Origin of the sequence: Acinetobacter sp. RUH 2624 (assembly GCF_000162375.2) — a bacterium.
Taxonomy (GTDB): Bacteria; Pseudomonadota; Gammaproteobacteria; order Pseudomonadales; family Moraxellaceae; genus Acinetobacter; species Acinetobacter nosocomialis.
This window is the reverse complement of the sequence record NZ_KI391939.1, coordinates 98,260-117,982: the sequence shown is the minus strand read 5'-3', so window position 1 is coordinate 117,982 and position 19,723 is coordinate 98,260. Positions and strand designations below refer to the sequence as shown.

Below are 19,723 nucleotides of genomic sequence, written 5' to 3'. Positions count from 1 at the left end.
AAATCCATTTGTTTTATTTATGATGCTGCGCCACTAAATGTTGGAAGTAGGCAATACCATGCTCACTAATCCCTGAGCGTTGCTTGTCAGTCATAATACGACCTTGGCCACGATAACCACGTGATTTCAAACCACGTTGCACACTTTCAACCAAGTTCAAATCTTCAGGACGGAATACATTGCGATACCACTCAATCAAATCTTTTTGATCTTGAGTAAGCTCTTCATTTGTAAAGTAAATATCGTAATGCTGCAAAGTTGTTTCTGCATCAACTGGAAACTCATAGATCACAGTCATGAAGTTGCTGCCCGGTGGTACGTTGAACATGGTACAAGGCCAAGTCCAGAACCCATGAAACTCAGGATCTGTTACTGATGGATCAAGCTTAAATGACTTCTCAGATGAACGCGCAAAACCGTACTGTAATGTCCAGTTTTGATGTGTGGTGTGCCAATATTTGTCGACTTGTACTGAGTCAGCAAAGCCCGGATGTGCAGGCCCACAGTGATAACATTCTAAGTAGTTATCGACAATAACTTTCCAGTTTGCTGGCGTTTCTGTTACAAAACGAGCCGCCAATTTCAAATCTTTAATTACGCTACATGCTTGATTTAAACGCTCAGCAAAGCCTGGAAGCTGGTCTTCTACACAAGTCGCATTTTCATCCATATTAATGAAAACAAAACCTGCATATTCCTCGACTTTTAAAGGAACCATACTTGAGTTTTCTTTATCGAAAGATTCAACATGGTCACAATTACGTGCCAATGCCAAGCTACCGTCTAGCTTGAAAGTCCATGCATGATATGGACAAGTAATGACATTTTTTGCTTTACCACTGCCACTTAAAAGCTCATGGCCTCGGTGTGGACACACATTATAAAACGCACGTAGAACACTATCTTTACCGCGAATGATGACAATATTTTCACCAATTACTTTACGGGTAATATAGTCATTTGGCTGAGCCAACTCACTGCCATGTGCAACACAAATCCAGCTTTTAGCAAAGATTGATTCTTTTTCATGCTCATAAACTTGAGATGAAGTATAGAAAACTTTAGGGAAAGTCCATGCAACATCTGGGTTTGCGCAAAAATCTTCAGGTAATTTTTCAACTGCACTCATGTTTTTACTCCATTAAATTCTTTTCGTCCAAATGACTCGATATTAAATTGATGTCTTTTCGGCACTACTCAACATGCGGCTTATTGCACTTAGCATGTTTTGATATAAATGTTGAACTTCCGGACAGTCACGCATCAGACGTAAACTGCCATGTAATAAACCTTTACCTAAATGAAATTCGTTAGGGATGCCTGCTTGTTCCAGTTTTTGGGTAAAGAGATAACCGTCATCACTTAAAGGGTCATACTCTGCAACTGCCACAAAACTTGTAGGCATATCTGAAAAATCAGTTGCCAATAAAGGTGCTAGACGTAAATCCTGCCACTCTTGTGAATTCGGTGCATATTCCTTTAAATAAAAATGCATATCTTCAGCCGTTAACAACGGTGCATGGGCGTGCTTTTGCACGGCTGGGGTATCAAATGCTGTCGTTAAACATGGATAAACCAATGCCAGCCCTTGAGCTTGCAAACCACTATGTTGTAGATCTACTGCAAGAGCGGCTGCTAAATTACCGCCTGCGCTATCACCTGCTAGAACGATATTTTCGCTATCGATTTGCCAAGCTGAACCATGCTGTTTAAGCCATTGATATACCGCTAAACAATCTTCAAAAGCTGCAGGAAAATGATGTTCTGGTGCTAAGCGGTAATCTACACCAATGACAATTGCATTTAAGTCCTGACATAAATAACTGGTAATAAACTCATGTGAATCGAGTCCACCGACCATCCAACCACCGCCATGTAAATACAACACACTTGGCCAACCAGCTTCAGGTCGATTTGTTTTTGGTAAATACACACGAACAGGTACAGGATGCCCTGCATTTGCAACCACTCGGTCTTCTACTTCAATCTTGCCATCACGTGGCAAAGTGTAGTGTCGGCACATCGCTTCATATGCTGCACGAATTGAGTCAATATCTGCATCTGCTGGTGAATAAATGCTGTTCCAGTACACTAGGCTTTGCATTTCTTCACTTAAGACATAAGTAGTCTGTTCACGTGTCGTCATTACCGTTCCCTCTAGCTGGTTTTTCTATCCAGTTTGATTGAGCTTGCAAGCTCAAGCTGCATCCGTTTTGCATGTTCATCTTGAGACTGGTTTAAACCAATTTCCGCATCATCATAACCTTGTTGCTCAATTAAATGCGATGGGACTTTGGCATAATCCTGAATTAGCCATTTCACTAAGCCATAGGTTTGAATCAGAATAATCACGATGAATGGTAAAGCCGTCACAATAGTTGCCGTTTTCATGGTGTCTAACGGTGCTTTACTAAAAATCATGGCAATTGGAACTAAAGTCAGCATGACACACCAGAACAGACGAGCGTTTGGTGATGGATCTTGTCCTTCACTTAAACCGCGTGTACATGTTGCTGAAACCGCATATCCGACCGCATCCATATGCGCTGCCAAGAACACCACCATGATGCCGAGGAAAATCCACATCATTAATTTTCCGGCAGGTAACAGACTGAGCAATTGACCAATCGCAACCTCACCACCCTGTTGACTTAAGATTTGCGGTACATTGACAGCCCCATGAATAAAGCTATAAACGCTGTAGTTTTCAAACACACCAAAGATAAACCAAAGACCGACACTGCCACCAATTACCATGGCAAAGATCACTTCTTTAATGGTACGACCTTTAGAAACACGCGTTACAAACAGTGCCACACCCGGTGCATATGAAATCCACCATAACCAGTAGAAAACAGTCCATTCTCGAGTAAACTTGCCGTCACCCATTGGGTCGGTAAACAAACTCATATCGACAAAGTTGGTTGCCATTAACCCAAAACTCATTAATGAGTTATTCAAAATGAACTGAGTCGGACCAAAGCAAAGTACATAAATTGCAAATAACACTACACCCAAACACACCATATGGCTTAAACGCTGCATGCCCTTGTCCATACCTACATAAGAACTTAGTGCGAACAGAACTGAAACTGCCAAAATAATGATAACCTTGGTCATAAAGGTATTTGGAATACCTGTGAGCTGAGACAAAATATTGGTAAATGTCACGGCAGTGAGTACCAATGAGATCGTCAATGCGCCAAACATGCAAAGCAAGAACATTAAGTCGACTAAACGACCAACCACGCCAGTTGATTTAAAACCTGTCACAGCCTCAATTACTGAAGCTAAGCTTAATCCCTTGTTTTTTCTCACATGATAGCTGTAGCACAAAGAAATTGATGCCAAAGCATAAATTGCCCAAGCACTTAAGCCAGAATGAAAAAACGAGTAAGCCACGCTATATTTCAATGCTTCTGCTGACTCAGGCGGTAAGCTCAAACCCGGAGTTTGATAATAGTAAGCCCAGTCCAAAAAGCCCCAGTACAGTGTGGAAGAACCAATACCTGACAAGATGAACATAAAAATCCATGACATTGTGCTGTATTGAGGTTTTCCTTCTCCAAGCTTAATTTTTCCGTATTTACTAAAGGCAAGACCAAAAGTAAAAATGATGGCTAAAAAAGCAAACAGTAATACTGGGGTTGTAAATACCGATGTCGTCCATTGCATCCACGTTGCAGCAATCTTGATCGACTCTTGCGAATAAATCGCCAAACCAGCAACTGAAATAAATACAAACAGTAAGCTAGTTACGGCAAGAACTTTATCCGTATAAATTTTTGTGTTTTGATTATCCATATCCATACATCCATTTTTGGATGGCGTTATTCCATAGCGAATACGTCCATTTTAGTTTGGGCTACACATGATGCAATTGCATCTCCTACCTCATAAGTTTTCGCCTGACCACCGATATCGGCTGTTTTTGGTCCATTAATTAAGACATTCTCAATCGCGTGCATAATATCCTGACCTGCCTGGATACAACGCTCGTCTTCTTCACCAAAGAATTCGAACATCATGGCACCCGACCAAATCGCAGCGATTGGGTTGGCAATTTGTTTACCGTAAATATCTGGTGCTGAACCATGTACAGGTTCAAACAGTGATGGGAATTTTCTTTCTGGGTTTAAATTTGCCGAAGCAGCTAAACCAATAGTTCCCGTACATGCAGGGCCTAAATCGGAAAGAATATCGCCAAATAAATTTGATGCCACAACCACATCAAAACGTTCAGGTTGCAACACAAAACGCGCCGCTAAAATATCAACGTGCTGCTTATCGGCCTGAATTTGTGGATATTGTTTTGCCATCGCATCAACGCGCTCATCCCAGTACGGCATGCTGACAGCAATACCATTGGACTTAGTCGCTGCGGTAATTTTTTTCGCATCACGCTGATTTGCAAACTCAAATGCATAACGCAAAATTCGATCTACGCCATGACGTGTAAATACAGCTTCTTGTAAAACAAACTCTCGGTCTGTCCCTTCAAAAGCTTTACCGCCAATGGCTGAGTATTCCCCTTCACTATTTTCACGAACCACGTAAAAATCGATGTCGCCCGTTTTTTTACCTACCAATGGACATTTCACACCTGGCATTAAGCGCACTGGACGTAAATTCACATATTGGTCAAAACCACGACGGAACTGGAGCAGCGAACCCCAAAGCGAGATATGGTCAGGCACTTTATCTGGCCAGCCTACAGCGCCAAAAAAAATTGCATCATAGCCCTGCAAAGTTTCAAACCAGTCATCCGGCATCATTTTGCCGTGCTCAAGGTAATAATCGCAGCTTGCCCAATCGAAAGCATCTAACTGAAGCTCAATGCCATGCTTCTCTGCTGCTGCCTTTACAACCTTAATGCCTTCTGGTAGAACTTCTAAACCAATGCCATCGCCTGCAATCGTGGCAACTTTATATCTTTTTGCCATAAGCTTCCTTCACACCTTCGACTAATATCCTTGTATGGCTTAAACATGATGTTTTAAGCAAAAATGATCAACAACGGAACTATCAATCCAATGGACACGGATCGTGAATAATCTACCTAACCTATCGGATTTAAAGGTTTTTTGCACAGTCGCCAAACTAAAAAGTTTTGTCGAATCTGCTGAGGAACTTGGGACATCGCCAGCTTTTATTAGCAAGCGAATTAATATTTTAGAAAACACGTTAAGCTGCAAACTTTTTCATCGCAGTACGCGTCACGTTAGCCTGACAGAAGATGGCAAACTCATTCTTGAGAGAGTTTCAAATATTCTTGAGGAATTTGATGAAGTTTGTGAACTGGTCAATAACCCGCTCAGTACACCTACGGGTCGTATGGATATTATTAGTAGCTTTGGTTTTGGCAGGAAACATATCGCACCAATTTTGTCTAAATTAATGATGCTTTATCCAAAGCTTCAAATACATTTTGACACCATCGACAATACCAAGGACTTGATTCAACACAGTATTGATTTAGACATCAGAATTGGTAATGAAATTGCGCCAAACATGATTGCAAAGAAGTTAGCTTCTAATTTTCGAATTTTATGTGCAGCACCGAGCTATTTACTTAAACACGGCGTACCAGACAGTATTGAAGATTTGCAAACACATGACTGTTTAACGATTAGTGAACGTGATCAATCATCTGTACTATGGAAATTTAGACATGCTTCTGAAGATGTTTCAGTGCATATAAAACCACGTTTTGTTTCTAATAACGGCGAGATTATTCATCAGCTTGCCATAGAAGGCCACGGTATTATTTTCCGTTCGATTTGGGATGTTGCAGATGAATTGATTACCGGCCAACTTCAGCATATTTTGCCTGAATATTGGCAAGACGCAGATGTTTGGGCGGTTTATCCATCCCGTCTGAAAAGCTCTTCCAAGCTGCAAACCTGTATTTTGTTTATTCAAAATGAATTACTTAATCGTTTACAGCATGTACAAAACCTAAACCGTGGACAACTCATTTCACCAGCCGTCAAACGAGAACCACCACCTGAAAAAGTCTTTCTATAAAAAAAGCCCTAAGTGAGCCTATTCACTTAGGGTAATCGTTTGCTTTTAACTTTTAGAAATAATATCCAATTGAAAGATAAAACAGTTTATCCCAGTCATTACTGCTACCTTGTGCAAGGCCATTTGCCCCACCACCTACCATTGGGTCATTTTTACTCATAATATATTCACCCTGAATACCAATGGCTTTGTAATTAAAATAAACGCCTGCAATTAAACGCTCAGAGTCTTTATAGCCATCCTCATCTTTGAAAAAGCGACTATGAGAAATATAAGGCTTAATATTGGTAAGTTGATGAAATGGCTGAGCGAAGGTGTAATTAATTTCATTAACCAAATACTTACCCTTATTCGCTACTTGATATGGATAGTCGAAAGCACCAATAGTTGAACTATTTGGAAATAAATCATCTCCATTCGTGACATCTTGCTTACCTGCTAAGAACATCCATTGCCAAGCTTGGTATTGTGTTTGAGCAAACACATTCCATGACTTACGATGTCCATCTATGTTTGTTCTTTTATTTTCTAAATCAGAATACCAAAACGAACCACCCAATTCTGTTGAAAAATTTTGAGCTTTATCAATTTCAAATTTTCTAGATGCGCGGCCAATCCACATATTTTTTTCTTCAATATTAGTGCCATTGGACAAGTCATCAGCTTCAACAAAATTACCGCTATATCGGCTTGAGTCCTTTGAAGTACCCTTATAATTTCCACCATCAGATGGATAAAAACCTAAGGTCAAATTATATTTATCATCTGCAAATTTATATTTAATTCCTAAATTATCAATATCTTCTAAACCAACGGTATTTAAAAGTGTCTCGTAATAACTGCTGCCCCAAAATTCTCCAAAGCCAAAATCAACAGGTTGTAAACCTACTGTAACTCTTTGTTGGTCAGACAGTTTATAACCTGCCCATGCTTTTTTTAGAAAAGTTGCATCACACAGGCGATTATATTGGTAACAACGAGCATCTAAGCCCGCAATCCAATCTGGATTTTCGTAACCCAACACTAATTTAATATCTGTGAGTCGCCAGTCATCATTTTGAGAGCCTTCATTGGCCCCAACCACATAGTCCTTATGTAAATAACGGGAACGTACCGCACCAGACACTTTAAATTGACCCGAATCTAAAGTTGGATCACCCCAACTCAAATCAGCCGCAGAAACTTGTGCTCCAGCAGTTAAGCTTAGAATTCCTAAAAATAATAATGACCTTTTCATGTCTTCAACATCCTTGTTAAGTGTTATAAGAACATGAAGAAATTGGGTTAGACAAACAATGCCAGAACTATAAAGTCGGCCTTTACAAACTGTGTTTAATCAAAAAATAAGCATAAAAAAAGACCACGCAGGAGCGTGGTCTGTAAAATGGTGGCTATGACGAGACTTGAACTTGTGACCCCCGCATTATGAGTGCGGTGCTCTAACCAACTGAGCTACATAGCCGTAAACTGTGCGCGCATTATCTTAGCTTCTTTACCGCGCGTCAAGAAAAATTTTAAATAAAATGAGGTGAAGTGAGCCTATAAGCCGGGTTCTGTCGAGGATGGTCATTCCTCTAGGCGTACAATCACTCATACGCTCAAGCGACCTACCCGAATCCAGTACGGGCCGCACCTAGGATTCCTATTTGGTCTTGCTTCTGGTGGGGTTTGCCATGCCGTGAACTGTTACCAGACACGCGGTGCGCTCTTACCGCACCCTTTCACCCTTACCTCACGAATGAGGCGGTCTACTCTCTGCTGCACTTTCCGTCGGCTTTCACCGCCCAGGCGTTACCTGGCACCCTGCCCTATGAAGCCCGGACTTTCCTCTCCTGCTTCAGTCACGGAGACCTCCACAGCAGCGACCATCCGGCTCACTTCGAGGGCGCATATTAACAAATTTATTCACTAATTGCTTGTGCTTTTTTGAGCAATTAATCTTTTATATTTGTCTAATAGCTGTTCTTCCGTTTCCTCATGCTGCGGATCTTTAGGAATACAGTCGACTGGACAAAATAATTGACATTGTGGCTGATCATGGTGACCAACGCACTCGGTACATAAATCTGGATTAATTTCATAAATCACTTCACCCATAAAAATAGCTTCATTTGGGCAAACTGGTTCACAAACATCACAGTTTATGCACTCATCGGTGATATATAACGACACTTTACCAACCTTGTTGATGTTTACATTCAAAAGCTTCAACCACAGCTTGCGGAACAAACTTGGTTACATCACCTTTTAAGCGTGCAATTTCTCGAATCAACGTCGAAGAAATAAAAGAATACTGTTCGGAAGGTGTTAAAAACACGGCTTCAAAATGTGGGTCCAACTGGCGATTCATATTAGCCAATTGAAACTCATATTCAAAATCAGATACTGCTCTTAAACCGCGAAGTACTGCTGTAGCCTTTTGTTCTTTGAAAAAATTAACCAATAAACCATCAAAACCTACAAATTCAACATTTGATAGATGGCCTAATGATGACTGTGCCAGTGCAACTCTCTCTTCTAGACTGAACAAAGGATTTTTATGATGTCCAATTGCAATCGCTACTACGACCTCATCAAACATTCTTGATGCTCTAGTAACTAAATCAACGTGCCCATTTGTGATAGGGTCAAATGTTCCAGGATAAATTACACGCGTTTTAGACATCCGCTAGTACTCTAATTGTATTGTGCACCTATTTTAGCAAAAGTTATACATGAGGCGAAATATTGATATGTGGGAAAAAACTTCACCTTGGCATCAGTTTACGGCACAATAGGGGCAATTGTGGAAGTTTGAATTATGGCGAAAGCAACAGTAGTAAAGAAACATAATGGCGGAACCATCGCACAAAATAAACGTGCCCGTCATGATTATTTTATCGAAGAAAAATTTGAAGCTGGCATGTCTTTACTCGGCTGGGAAGTAAAGTCTTTACGTGCTGGTCGTATGAGTTTGACAGAAAGTTATGTCATTTTTAAAAACGGTGAAGCATTTTTATTTGGTGCGCAAATTCAACCGCTCCTTTCTGCATCTACACATATCGTGCCGGAAGCTACACGTACACGTAAATTATTATTATCTCGTCGTGAACTTGAAAAGCTTATGGGTGCAGTGAACCAAAAAGGTTATTCGTGCGTTCCATTAGCATGTTACTGGAAAGGTCATCTGGTCAAGCTTGAAATTGCACTCGTGAAAGGTAAACAACTCCACGATAAACGTGCGACTGAAAAAGAACGTGACTGGCAACGTGATAAAGCCCGTATATTTCATAAATAATAGACTAAAAAGCCTCTATAAAGAGGCTTTTTTATTTTTTACTAATTTAATCTATATAAAAGTCCAGCAATATATTCACCAAACCATTTAGCAGTATCTAAATCACCTTGTGGCGGTGTAATTTCAACTGGTGCATTATCTGATTGAGTCATTAAACCTAAACAGCTCGATAAACGGTTTAAATCAGTTTCGGTATGGCCTGTTGTCATTAAAGGCAAACCAGACCAGAGCATGCCATGCTGCATCGCAAAAATATTAAGTTGTTGCAAAACCGCTAGCTTATCACCACTCAAGCCACCTGAATTTGCAAAACCCGCTGCTAATTTGCCTTGCCATAAACGATTTTTCCAGCGTTTGGAGGTACTATCCATAAACTTTTTAAAGTCGGCAGTTACACTCCCCATATATGTTGGAGAACCAAAAATAATACCCTGTGAAGCATCTAAAACATCCCAGTCAATGTGCTCAATATTCATCACATGTACTTTAACACCCATCACTTGTGCACCAGCAGCAATAGCAGATGCTACCTTTGCGGTATGACCATATGGACTGTGATAGACGATAGAGAGATGTTTTTCAGGCAAAGACATAAGCTTAATATTTTTAGCGATTTTTTGTATTTTATCATTTTATTAAAAGTTGCTAAACCGTGATCTAAGAATATCAAAAATTAGCTTTTAAGCAGTTTATTTAAGTAAATACTGAAAATACAAAAAATAAAAAACTCCCTTATATTATTTTTAAATTTAAATAACATAAGGGAGTAATATCACAACAATCGTACTTCTAAAATTAAATACGATTTTTATAAATTACATAAAAACAAAAGTTGCCATACGGCCAGTTTTAGCATCACGGCGGTAAGAGAAATACTCTTCTTGCTGTTGATATGAGCATTGATCGCCGCCTAAAACTTGCTTAACACCAAGGCCTTGCAAAATAAAACGAGCAATCGCGTATAAATCTGCATGAAATTTATCTGGAGCTGCTCCATCAATAAATGCAGTTTCCAATTCAGGATATTTACTACAAAAAGCAGTTTTTACTTCGGCTCCAATTTCAAAGCAAGGTTGACTAATAGCAGCTCCTAACCACGCCCAAGTTGGAGGGCTTTGCATTGCAGCAACTGTATTTTCAATAATACCGCCCGCCAATCCTCGCCACCCTGCATGTAAGTTGGCAACTTCAGTGCCCTCTGCGTTACCAAGTACTACAGGCAAACAATCGGCTGTCATCATCATTAACGCATGACCTTTGGTTTGAGTAACCAATCCATCGCCAATTAATGCTGTAAAGGGAATTTGTTCATTTACCGTATGACAAATCGTACTATGCGTTTGGGTCATCCATGTCATTTTCTTAACACCGAACTGAGCAAATTCGTCTAAAAGCATCATTCGATGCTGCTGAACGCGTGCAGCTTCGTCTTTAACGTGTAAAGCAAGATTAAACCCAGTTAATTCGGTTTGGTCCGTTGGCAAAGCCAAAGGATGTTGAACACGTGTCTGCCCTACAAATACGCCTTGCGGTAAACCTTGAACAAATTCCATATGCATGTCCTTAATATGCAGCGTTTTCTGAACGTAGCACATTAACCAACTGAGTAAAATCTTCAGGCCAAGGTGCTTCAAATAACATTTCTTCACCAGTACGCGGATGTTTTAAACCCAACTTAGCTGCATGCAATGCTTGACGTTTGAAACCACGTAAAGTTTCAATGAGTAATTCAGATGCACCAGCAGGTACACGTACACGGTTCATATAAACCTGATCACCAATCAAGCCATAACCAATATAACTAAAATGCACACGAATCTGATGAGTTCGGCCTGTTTCAAGACGAGCTTGCACACGAGTAAAATCTTTAAAACGCTCTTTTACGTTGTAATGCGTCACTGCATCACGCCCACCCGGTAAAATCGCCATTTTCACACGGTCAACTGGGTGACGTTTAATTGGCTCATCAATCGTACCGCCAGCAATAATATTTCCATAAACAACTAAGTCATATACACGATAAACCGACTTATTTGCCAATTGTTTACTTAAAGAAAATTGCGCTTCTAGTGTTTTAGCAACAACTAATAGTCCACTGGTGTCTTTATCAATACGATGTACTAAACCAGCACGAGAAAGTTCTGCCAATTTTGGAAAATGATAAAGCAAGGCATTCACTAAAGTTCCAGAGGTATTACCTGCTCCTGGATGCACTACCATCCCTACTGGTTTATTAATGACTAAAATATCATTATCTTCATAAACAATATTAAGTGGAATGTTTTCAGGTTGACTCGTCGTCTGAGCTTCAAGCTCAACTTCGAGCGTAAGTAGCTCTGTCCCTTCACAACGATGCTTAGGTTTAACAATGTTACCATTCACCAACAGATGGCCATCCTTCAACCATTGCTTGAGCTTTTCACGCGAAAACTCACTCCACACCATGGCTGCAACTTGGTCGATACGTTGCCCTAAGTAGCTTTCATCTAACTGAACTTGCAACGATAAACGTGTTGCAGTTGTATCAGAAGTATGGTTATCTGCATCCTCAGAATCTTCAAGTAAATTGAAGTCGGTTTCAGAGAAGTTTGTGTTTGAAGATTGTGCTGAAGTCATTTGATCATTGAGATAAAAGTGGTTTAATAGCGCAATTGTAGCTCATTGCCCAACATAACAGAGGAGTTTTTATGTCGCTACCACGTTATAAAATTACGATGCTTGCCTTATCTCTAGGTGTAGCGTCTGCATTTGTGGGCTGTAGCAGCAATCCAAGTAAAAAAGAAGTGGTCGATACTGGCCCGCAATCTAGTGAACAAGCATATTTTGAAAAGGCCCAAAAATCTCTTGATCGTGGTCAATATCTTGAAGCTACTAAATCTTTAGAAGCGATTGACACCTATTATCCAACTGGACAATACGCGCAACAAGCACAACTCGAACTTCTCTATTCAAAATTTAAACAAAAAGATTATGAAGGGGCGATTGCTCTAGCTGAACGCTTTATTCGTTTAAATCCTCAGCATCCAAATGTAGATTATGCCTACTATGTACGTGGCGTATCTAACATGGAGCTGAACTATGACAGTTTATTGCGCTACACGTCTTTACAACAATCACACCGTGACATCAGTTATTTAAAAGTTGCTTATCAAAACTTTGTCGATCTGATTCGCCGCTTCCCAAGCAGCCAATATTCTGTCGATGCAGCACAGCGTATGAAATTTATTGGTCAAGAGCTTGCTGAAAGCGAAATGAATGCCGCACGCTTTAACGTTAAACGTAAAGCATGGGTTGCAGCAGCTGAGCGTTCACAATGGGTTATTGAACACTATCCACAAACACCTCAAATACCAGAAGCATTAGCAACTTTGGCATATAGCTATGACCAGTTGGGTGACAAAGCAACTTCACAACAATACATTGAAGTTTTAAAGCTTAATTATCCTAGTCTTGTTAATAAAAATGGTACAGTAAACATGCGTGCTGCCCGTAAAGAAGGCAACTGGATTAACCGTGCTACCTTGGGTATTCTCGGCCGTGAATCTAAGTCTACAACACCTGATACTACGACTACTGAAACAGAACCTAAACGTAGTCTACTGAATCGTGTAAGCTTTGGTTTAATTGGTAATTCTGGCAAAGAAGAAACTCAAGAAACAACAAAAGCACCAGTTGAGACTCCAAAAACTGAACGTAGCTGGACTAACCGTTTAAGCTTCGGTTTACTTGATAAACCTGAAAAAGCAGCAGAAGGTGCAACCACTGCACCTGCAGCATCTTCAACTGAACCGGACGACGCTGCTCAATAAGCCATAACAGCTTAAAAATAACCAACAAACAGGCAAGTGATATGACTTGCCTGTTTGTTTTTATAAAATAGTAAAATATTTATCGGGCATATCTCGTTTCAACATGTCAGAATAATCTGACCTATCGCATCATTAGTTTAAACACGGTTATCTGAATTATGGCAATTCCACAGCATACGATTGATCAGATTCTAGATCGGACAGATATTGTCGATCTGATTGGTCAACGTGTGAAATTGAAAAAGACCGGACGAACATATTCTGGTTGTTGCCCTTTTCATCAAGAGAAAACCCCCTCTTTCCATGTTTATCGCGATAAACAGTACTATCATTGCTTCGGTTGCCAAGCAAACGGCAATGCCATCCGTTTCCTAATGGATATTGATAACCGAAACTTTATCGATGTAATGAAAGAGTTATCGAGCAATGCAGGTGTCGAATTACCCAAAGATAATACCGATAATAAAAAACTGTCTTATACACGCCAGGTTACCAAACCACCAGTTCCAGCAAAAACAGTTGTTGAACCCAGTACTCAAGCACCTATAGATGATCAGTACAATACACTTGAACCAGTGTATTTTGATGATCCTTTTGCCCAGTTCGAACAGCCATTTAATTTTGAGGAACCTGTACAAGAAGGTAATTTATACGACCTTCTAGAAAATGTTGCCCAGTTTTATGAGCATCAATTACCGACTAGTCAAAAAGCCAAAAATTACTTTAAGCAACGTGGTTTAAGTGACCAGACTATTCAGTTCTGGCGTTTAGGTTATGCACCAGAAGACTGGCAGCATCTAGAAAAAGCTTTTCCTTATGATATTGAGGGCTTAAAGCAACTTGGCCTCATCCGTTCAAGCGATAGTGGTCGTGACTTTGACCTTTTACGTGATCGTGTCATTTTTCCAATTCGAGACCCGAAGGGTCGTGTAGTTGGTTTTGGTGGTCGTGCACTCAATGACGAAATTAAACCTAAATACATCAACTCACCAGACTCAGAAGTTTTCCATAAAAACCAATTACTTTATGGTTTATATGAAGGTAAAAAATTAAAGTCTAACGACTGGTTAATGGTTGAAGGATATATGGATGTTATTGCTTTACAGCAATATGGTATTACAGGCGCTGTCGCGACTTTAGGAACGGCAAGTAATACAGAACACCTTAATATTTTATTTAAACAAAATAATCGAATTACAATTGCCTTTGACGGCGATATAGCAGGTCAAAAAGCAGCACGTCGAACTTTAGAAATTGCGTTACCACTTCTAAATGATGGACGTGAGCTTAAGTTCTTTGTATTACCAAATGATCACGATCCAGACTCATTAATTCGACGTGAAGGCCTCGAAAACTTCCAAAGACTTTTACAGCAAGCGCCCCTGCTCTCTGACTTTGTTTTTGCCCATCTTACTGGCCAACATGACATTAGTACGCCTGAGGGCAAAAGTCTTGTCATGGGCGAACTAAGAGAACTTACCGAGTTATTACCCAAACAGGGATCTTTCCGTTATCTATTAACCCAATCTTTCCGTGAAAAGTTAGGGTTAGGTAAGCGCTTTACCCCGCAAATTAGTCACGATGCCTCGTTATCTTTTAATATTCAGACAAAAGATGAAGACTTTGCTGTCGCAATTTTGATGCACCATCCGTTTCTTTATATTCATTTTGAAGGATTACGGGCTTATATTCCACAAGATGAATTATTGGCTAAAATATTAGCAATTCTAAATCGTATATTTGATGAATTGCCTGATGACCAAGAGTTAGCGACATATTATGTGTTAGGTGCATGTAGCAGTTATTGCCATGAAATTGCAGATATTATGCAAAGAACTAATATTCAGGCATTAACTCAAGCACCAGAAGTAGCAGATAAACTCGCTAAAGAATATGCATTAGGCTTACAAGAAAGATATTTACGTCAAAAGCTAAAATCTAAAATTTCTTTAGTTGAGTCAAGAAACTTAAGACAACAACTCAATGAGCTCACCAAACAAATTAGCTTAAGATTATTGTCTTAACGTTTCGGTTTTCGCTCATGATCAAATACATCCTGTAGATGCTGTTGGAGCCACTCGAAATAATCAGGACTTTCTGCTTTAGCAGCTTCACGTAACAACATAGACGTTGGATGCATTAACTTTTGTGTTAAGCGGTGAGCAAATTCTTTGAGTACTTGCTCTGGATTGCCGCCATGGTGCAATGCATCTAAAGCGTGAGCAAGTTCTTGCTGACTAATTTCTTCACTATGGTGGCGGTAAGCATGGATTGTACTGCCTGCTTCTTTGACTTTTTGATGTGTAATCAGTTGGGTGGCTAATTGATTCACCATCACCTCAGCTTCAACAGCTGCTTGACGGCGTTGGGCTAGGTTTTCATCAATTACACTTTGTAAGTCATCAACTCCGTATAGATATACGCCATCAAGTGATTCCACTTTAGGGTCAATATCGCGCGGTACAGCTAAATCAACCATTAACATCTGTTGATAACGGCGCTTTTTTAATGCCGTTTTAACATCTGCATACGCAATAACTTGATGCAAACTACCTGTGCAACTTGAAACAACATCTGCACGGTATAAATTTTCTGATAAAGCTGAAAAATCAATAATCTCAACTTCAACTTGATGGGCAATTTCTTGAGCTAGCAGGTCAGCACGTTCACGGCTACGATTACAGATAATAATCTTGGCAACACCCATTTCCGCTAAGTGCTTGGCCACCAGACTATTCATTTCACCTGCTGCAACCACCATAACAGTGAGTTTTTCAGGTTTACTAAAGACTTGTAAGGCTAATTGTGCAACAGCATAACCCATTGAAACTGCATGACTACCTACAGCTGTTTCTGTACGCACACGTTTTGCCGCATAAAAAGCGTATTCAAATACACTGTTTAACTCAGGAGAAACCGTCTGCGCTTCTTTAGACAATGCTAGAGCATTTTTTACCTGCCCTAAAATTTGTGGTTCACCTAACATTAAGGAATCTAAACCACTTGCAACACGCATTAAATGTGTGATCGCTTGAGCATTCTCGTAACGATAAACATGATGAATTAACTGCTTTACATCAATATTATTGGCATCGGCTAACCATTTCAGAAGGCTTTCGGCATCTTCCGCCATGGCGTAGACTTCTGTACGGTTACAGGTTGAGACAACCACTAAGTCTTTTAAAGACTCATGATGGCGTTGCTCGGCAAGCAAATTACTTAATCGCTCTGCATTGAAAGCAATTTGCTCGCGGAGTTCTACAGAAGCTGTTTGATGGTTGACACCCAATGCAAAGAAAGACATATCAGATCATCATTTCGCTAAATTTATGCTATTGTGCAACATCGGTGTCATAAAAAGCATTACTTTGGATCAATAAAAATTGCGTCAAATGAATAGCCGTATTAATTTTAACGGTGCTTCGATAAGACAGTATTCTACCACATTCTTATTGTTAGGTAGCATGTCCTCATATGTCTATGCACGTCCGTTGCAAGAGACCTATGCCGTGCATTCATTTGATCAGGCTCTACAACAGAGTATGGTCGCTGAATTTGCCTTAGCTTATGACGATATTCCTACGGCACTGCATAATTACACCGTACTTGCAATTAGAAGTAACTCAACAACCATTAAACAGCGTGCCTTAGATGTTGCACTTGAATACAACGACTTACAAGCTGCACTGAATATCGCAATACATTGGGTCGTTCAAGAGCCTAAAGACGTCCCTGCTTTGTTTTATTTATCGCATATTGCATTAAAAACACATGAATATCAGCTTGCTGCTGAAACTTTGGATAAAATTTTAAAAATAGATCCAACTGCCGATCTTGAACAAATTTTGGCAAGTATTGCACCCGAAAATGCACAAGATCGAGAAGTTTTATTAACCGCTTTACGTTCAAGTGCAGAAAAGGAAAATCCTTCTATTTTAGCGCTTATCGCTAATCTGGAAGCACAAAATGGCCAATTAGAACCAGCACTAAACACCATTAATCGTGCACTACGCCGTCGTCCTAAAGTAACCAGTTTTATCTTAATGAAAGCCAACCTGTTGATTGCCCTAAGTGATCAAGAAGGTGCTTTAAAATGGTATGCAAAATCCAGCCGTAAATATAAGAAAAATCTAGATATTCGATTAGCTGAAGTGCGATATCTCATTCAGATTAATCAGCCCCAGCTTGCTCTTGAAAAATTAGAAAAAATTATTGAGAGCAATCCTCGTGCTGAAGAAGCATTATTTATTGCGGGCTTAACCAGTATTGACCTGAAGCAATATGATAAAGCTGAACAATATTTAGTTGATTTACGCAACTCTGCAAAGTATCAAAATGAAGCGTATTACTACTTAGCAATCAATGCTGAACGAAAACAGCACTATGAGACTGCTAAAGCCTATTACCGTTTAGTAGATGGTAGTCTTTACATTGTTTCCAGACGTAATCTTATTGCGATTTATGATAAGCAAGAAAATTTACATGATGCATTACGTTTTTTAACTCAAGAACGAGTCAATTATCCGCAGCATGCAAGCTTTCTCTATCAAGCTCAAGCTGAAATTTTAAAGAAGATGGGCAATAAAAAAGCTGCATTAAATTTATTAGATGAAGCGATCAAAAACTTACCAGATGATCCAGAACTCATCTATGCAGAAGTTTTATTATTAGACCCTTATACCGACCGCGACAAACTTGATAAAACACTGAAGCAATTATTACAGTTAGAACCGAATAGTCCGACTTATCTAAATGCTTATGCGTATACGTTGGCTTTACAAAACCGTAGATTAAAAGAAGCACGACAGTATGCTGAACAAGCATTGGAATATGCACCTGAGCAAGCCTCAATTCTTGATACGCTAGGCTATATTGCATTTTTACAAAATGATTATGAAGCAGCAGCGGAAGCTTTAGGCAAAGCATATGAACTCAGCCATAACATAAATATTGGCATTCGTTACGCTAAAGCATTGTATATGCAAGGATCGTTAACTCAATTTAGTACCGTGTTACAACAACTGAAACAAAAGCACGCGAATGATCCACAATTGCATCAGCTTGATGCGTTAATTTTACCTACATCTGTAAAAAAGAGTTAAATTTATGAGCAAACTTGCCCAACTGTGCACAGCGATCTGTGGATCAAGTGTATTATTCTTAACCGGTTGTCAGCATTTTACTCAGCCTAAACCCGCAGTTACCCACCAAGTACAAGATGAAAAACACTTCAATTTGCAAGGTAAAATTGGAGTGCGTACCCCCCAACAAAGTGGGAGTGCTTTTTTCACATGGATTCAACAGCAAGATAATTTTGATATCGAGTTAAGTGGAATTTTAGGTGTTGGAAAAACACAAATTCAGGGAAAATCGGGTGAAGTCACTCTAAACAGCGCTAAAACTGGCGTTATTACAGCAGCATCTCCTGAAGAGCTTTTAGAGCGTGCAACTGGTTGGCAAGCCCCCATTACTCATTTAACCAGCTGGATTTTAGCAAAACCTGCAACTTTAAATGCCCAAATTAGCAAAGATAATGCAAACCGTGTGAGCCAACTCATCGAAGATGGTTGGACGGTTAATTTTAGTTATGATGGTGAACAAACTTTACCAAATAAACTGGTTTTAAAGCAGGCGCTTGCTGAAGATAAAGAAAACCGTATTACAATGGTTATCCAAAACCGTTAAGTCTAACTATATAAATCTATGATTCGAGTTCCTTCTCCAGCCAAGCTCAACCTGTTTTTACATATAACGGGACGTCGTGAAAATGGTTACCATGAATTACAAACCATTTTTCAACTCATTGATTTATATGACTGGATGACTTTTTCCCCTATTGAGAAAGATGAAATCCAGATTGAAGGTTTAGGTGAGGTTCAACTTGAGCAGAATCTGATTTATCGGGCTGCTCAAATATTAAAACCGCATGCAAAAAAATTGTGTGGCCTACACATTAGCATTGAAAAAAATATTCCAATGGGTGCAGGTCTAGGCGGAGGTTCTTCGAATGCCGCCACAACGCTCATTGTTTTAAATCAATTATGGCAATGTGGCCTAACTCAGACAGAGCTTGCTGACTATGGTGTAAAACTTGGTGCTGATGTTCCTATTTTTATTTATGGTAAAAATGCATGGGCTGAAGGTATTGGTGAACATTTAACATTCATAGACTTAGATCAAAAACAGTTCATTATTTTAAAACCTGATTGTTTTATCAGCACTCAATTGCTTTTTTCACAAAAAACATTGACAAGAGACACTAAGACCACTAAATTTTGCGCCTATCAGTTAGAACCTTCTAATTTTGGAAATAACTTTGAGCCTTTGGCTAGAAAGTTATACCCTGAAGTTGAAGAAGCAATGCAATATCTTGATCAATTTGGTCATGCAAAGCTTACAGGTACAGGTGCTTGTGTTTTTACTGAAGTAACCAATGAAATGAATGTTGATGACATTCTTAAACATGCACCATGTAAAGCTTACTTGGTACGTAGTTTAAAAGAATCTCCTTTACATCATTTTAAAGTTGCAAGTTAGGGGCGTCGCCAAGTGGTAAGGCAGCGGGTTTTGATCTCGCCATCCGTTGGTTCGAATCCAGCCGCCCCTGCCA

General features: G+C 39.7%; 18 protein-coding genes, 2 tRNA genes and 1 other RNA gene. 8 read left to right on the top strand and 13 right to left on the bottom strand.

Annotation, left to right across the window (positions count from 1 at the left end; genetic code table 11):
• Nucleotides 1–13: 13 nt before the first annotated feature.
• Genes cntA through HMPREF0014_RS07310 form a run of 4 tightly spaced genes read right to left on the bottom strand, consistent with a single transcriptional unit; the run spans nucleotide 14 to nucleotide 4,943 of the window.
• Nucleotides 14–1,129 carry a carnitine monooxygenase subunit alpha gene (gene cntA / locus HMPREF0014_RS07325; RefSeq protein WP_004710265.1) on the bottom strand — a complete coding sequence of 372 codons (1,116 nt, stop codon included), beginning with the start codon at nucleotides 1,127–1,129 and terminating at the stop codon, nucleotides 14–16.
• 42 nt (nucleotides 1,130–1,171) lie between these two features.
• The gene (locus tag HMPREF0014_RS07320; protein WP_006581589.1) at nucleotides 1,172–2,146 is read right to left on the bottom strand and encodes an alpha/beta hydrolase; all 975 of its coding nucleotides are present in this window, start codon (nucleotides 2,144–2,146) and stop codon (nucleotides 1,172–1,174) included.
• An 11-nt stretch (nucleotides 2,147–2,157) separates the two neighbouring features.
• Complete coding sequence (locus HMPREF0014_RS07315; protein WP_006581588.1) at nucleotides 2,158–3,810, bottom strand: BCCT family carnitine transporter; 1,653 nt, start codon at nucleotides 3,808–3,810, stop codon at nucleotides 2,158–2,160.
• 20 nt (nucleotides 3,811–3,830) lie between these two features.
• Nucleotides 3,831–4,943, bottom strand: a complete 1,113-nt coding sequence (locus HMPREF0014_RS07310) for a tartrate dehydrogenase (RefSeq protein ID WP_006581587.1) — start codon at nucleotides 4,941–4,943, stop codon at nucleotides 3,831–3,833.
• 103 nt (nucleotides 4,944–5,046) lie between these two features.
• On the opposite strand from HMPREF0014_RS07310, the gene HMPREF0014_RS07305 reads away from it, so the two are divergent.
• On the top strand, nucleotides 5,047–6,027 hold the full coding sequence (locus HMPREF0014_RS07305) for a LysR family transcriptional regulator (protein ID WP_004710275.1): 981 nt from the start codon (nucleotides 5,047–5,049) through the stop codon (nucleotides 6,025–6,027).
• Between the two features lie 52 nt (nucleotides 6,028–6,079).
• Here HMPREF0014_RS07305 and HMPREF0014_RS07300 read toward each other — a convergent pair whose 3' ends face one another.
• The 5 genes from HMPREF0014_RS07300 to coaD form a co-directional block, all read right to left on the bottom strand.
• Nucleotides 6,080–7,264, bottom strand: coding sequence for a porin (locus HMPREF0014_RS07300; protein ID WP_006581586.1), 1,185 nt, complete (start codon nucleotides 7,262–7,264; stop codon nucleotides 6,080–6,082).
• 148 nt (nucleotides 7,265–7,412) lie between these two features.
• Nucleotides 7,413–7,489, bottom strand: a tRNA-Met gene (locus HMPREF0014_RS07295).
• A 64-nt stretch (nucleotides 7,490–7,553) separates the two neighbouring features.
• Nucleotides 7,554–7,908, bottom strand: an RNA gene (rnpB, locus tag HMPREF0014_RS25185) — RNase P RNA component class A.
• A gap of 27 nt (nucleotides 7,909–7,935) precedes the next feature.
• Nucleotides 7,936–8,199 carry a YfhL family 4Fe-4S dicluster ferredoxin gene (locus HMPREF0014_RS07290; RefSeq protein ID WP_001979799.1) on the bottom strand — a complete coding sequence of 88 codons (264 nt, stop codon included), beginning with the start codon at nucleotides 8,197–8,199 and terminating at the stop codon, nucleotides 7,936–7,938.
• Nucleotide 8,200: 1 nt separating this feature from the next.
• Nucleotides 8,201–8,692 (bottom strand): pantetheine-phosphate adenylyltransferase, encoded by a 492-nt coding sequence (gene coaD / locus HMPREF0014_RS07285; RefSeq protein ID WP_006581585.1) that lies wholly within the window; start codon nucleotides 8,690–8,692, stop codon nucleotides 8,201–8,203.
• 135 nt (nucleotides 8,693–8,827) lie between these two features.
• Here coaD and smpB point away from each other — a divergent pair, with 135 nt between their 5' ends.
• Complete coding sequence (gene smpB, locus HMPREF0014_RS07280; RefSeq protein WP_001029798.1) at nucleotides 8,828–9,304, top strand: SsrA-binding protein SmpB; 477 nt, start codon at nucleotides 8,828–8,830, stop codon at nucleotides 9,302–9,304.
• 41 nt (nucleotides 9,305–9,345) lie between these two features.
• Here the strand turns inward: smpB and HMPREF0014_RS07275 are convergent, their stop codons facing one another.
• From HMPREF0014_RS07275 to rluD, 3 genes are all read right to left on the bottom strand, one after another.
• Nucleotides 9,346–9,897: a flavodoxin family protein gene (locus HMPREF0014_RS07275; protein WP_004710280.1), complete on the bottom strand. Its 552-nt coding sequence runs from the start codon at nucleotides 9,895–9,897 to the stop codon at nucleotides 9,346–9,348.
• 222 nt (nucleotides 9,898–10,119) lie between these two features.
• Complete coding sequence (pgeF, locus tag HMPREF0014_RS07270; RefSeq protein ID WP_006581584.1) at nucleotides 10,120–10,857, bottom strand: peptidoglycan editing factor PgeF; 738 nt, start codon at nucleotides 10,855–10,857, stop codon at nucleotides 10,120–10,122.
• Between the two features lie 10 nt (nucleotides 10,858–10,867).
• A complete protein-coding gene (gene rluD, locus HMPREF0014_RS07265) occupies nucleotides 10,868–11,920 on the bottom strand; it encodes a 23S rRNA pseudouridine(1911/1915/1917) synthase RluD (RefSeq protein ID WP_006581583.1) in 1,053 nt (350 codons plus the stop codon).
• A 71-nt stretch (nucleotides 11,921–11,991) separates the two neighbouring features.
• On the opposite strand from rluD, the gene HMPREF0014_RS07260 reads away from it, so the two are divergent.
• Nucleotides 11,992–13,113 (top strand): outer membrane protein assembly factor BamD, encoded by a 1,122-nt coding sequence (locus tag HMPREF0014_RS07260; protein ID WP_006581582.1) that lies wholly within the window; start codon nucleotides 11,992–11,994, stop codon nucleotides 13,111–13,113.
• A gap of 158 nt (nucleotides 13,114–13,271) precedes the next feature.
• Nucleotides 13,272–15,137, top strand: a complete 1,866-nt coding sequence (locus HMPREF0014_RS07255; protein ID WP_006581581.1) for a DNA primase — start codon at nucleotides 13,272–13,274, stop codon at nucleotides 15,135–15,137.
• On the opposite strand, the gene hemA is transcribed toward HMPREF0014_RS07255, so the two are convergent.
• On the bottom strand, nucleotides 15,134–16,417 hold the full coding sequence (hemA, locus tag HMPREF0014_RS07250) for a glutamyl-tRNA reductase (protein WP_002050406.1): 1,284 nt from the start codon (nucleotides 16,415–16,417) through the stop codon (nucleotides 15,134–15,136). The genes HMPREF0014_RS07255 and hemA overlap by 4 nt on opposite strands.
• An 88-nt stretch (nucleotides 16,418–16,505) precedes the next feature.
• Here hemA and HMPREF0014_RS07245 point away from each other — a divergent pair, with 88 nt between their 5' ends.
• The 4 genes from HMPREF0014_RS07245 to HMPREF0014_RS07230 all read left to right on the top strand — a co-directional run bounded on the left by HMPREF0014_RS07245 (nucleotide 16,506) and on the right by HMPREF0014_RS07230 (nucleotide 19,723).
• Nucleotides 16,506–18,215, top strand: coding sequence for a tetratricopeptide repeat protein (locus HMPREF0014_RS07245; protein WP_006581580.1), 1,710 nt, complete (start codon nucleotides 16,506–16,508; stop codon nucleotides 18,213–18,215).
• Nucleotides 18,216–18,219: 4 nt separating this feature from the next.
• Nucleotides 18,220–18,798 (top strand): lipoprotein insertase outer membrane protein LolB, encoded by a 579-nt coding sequence (lolB, locus tag HMPREF0014_RS07240; RefSeq protein ID WP_006581579.1) that lies wholly within the window; start codon nucleotides 18,220–18,222, stop codon nucleotides 18,796–18,798.
• Between the two features lie 18 nt (nucleotides 18,799–18,816).
• Nucleotides 18,817–19,650 (top strand): 4-(cytidine 5'-diphospho)-2-C-methyl-D-erythritol kinase, encoded by an 834-nt coding sequence (gene ispE / locus HMPREF0014_RS07235; protein ID WP_006581578.1) that lies wholly within the window; start codon nucleotides 18,817–18,819, stop codon nucleotides 19,648–19,650.
• Nucleotides 19,649–19,723 (top strand) — tRNA-Gln (locus tag HMPREF0014_RS07230). The genes ispE and HMPREF0014_RS07230 overlap by 2 nt, the downstream gene beginning before the upstream one ends.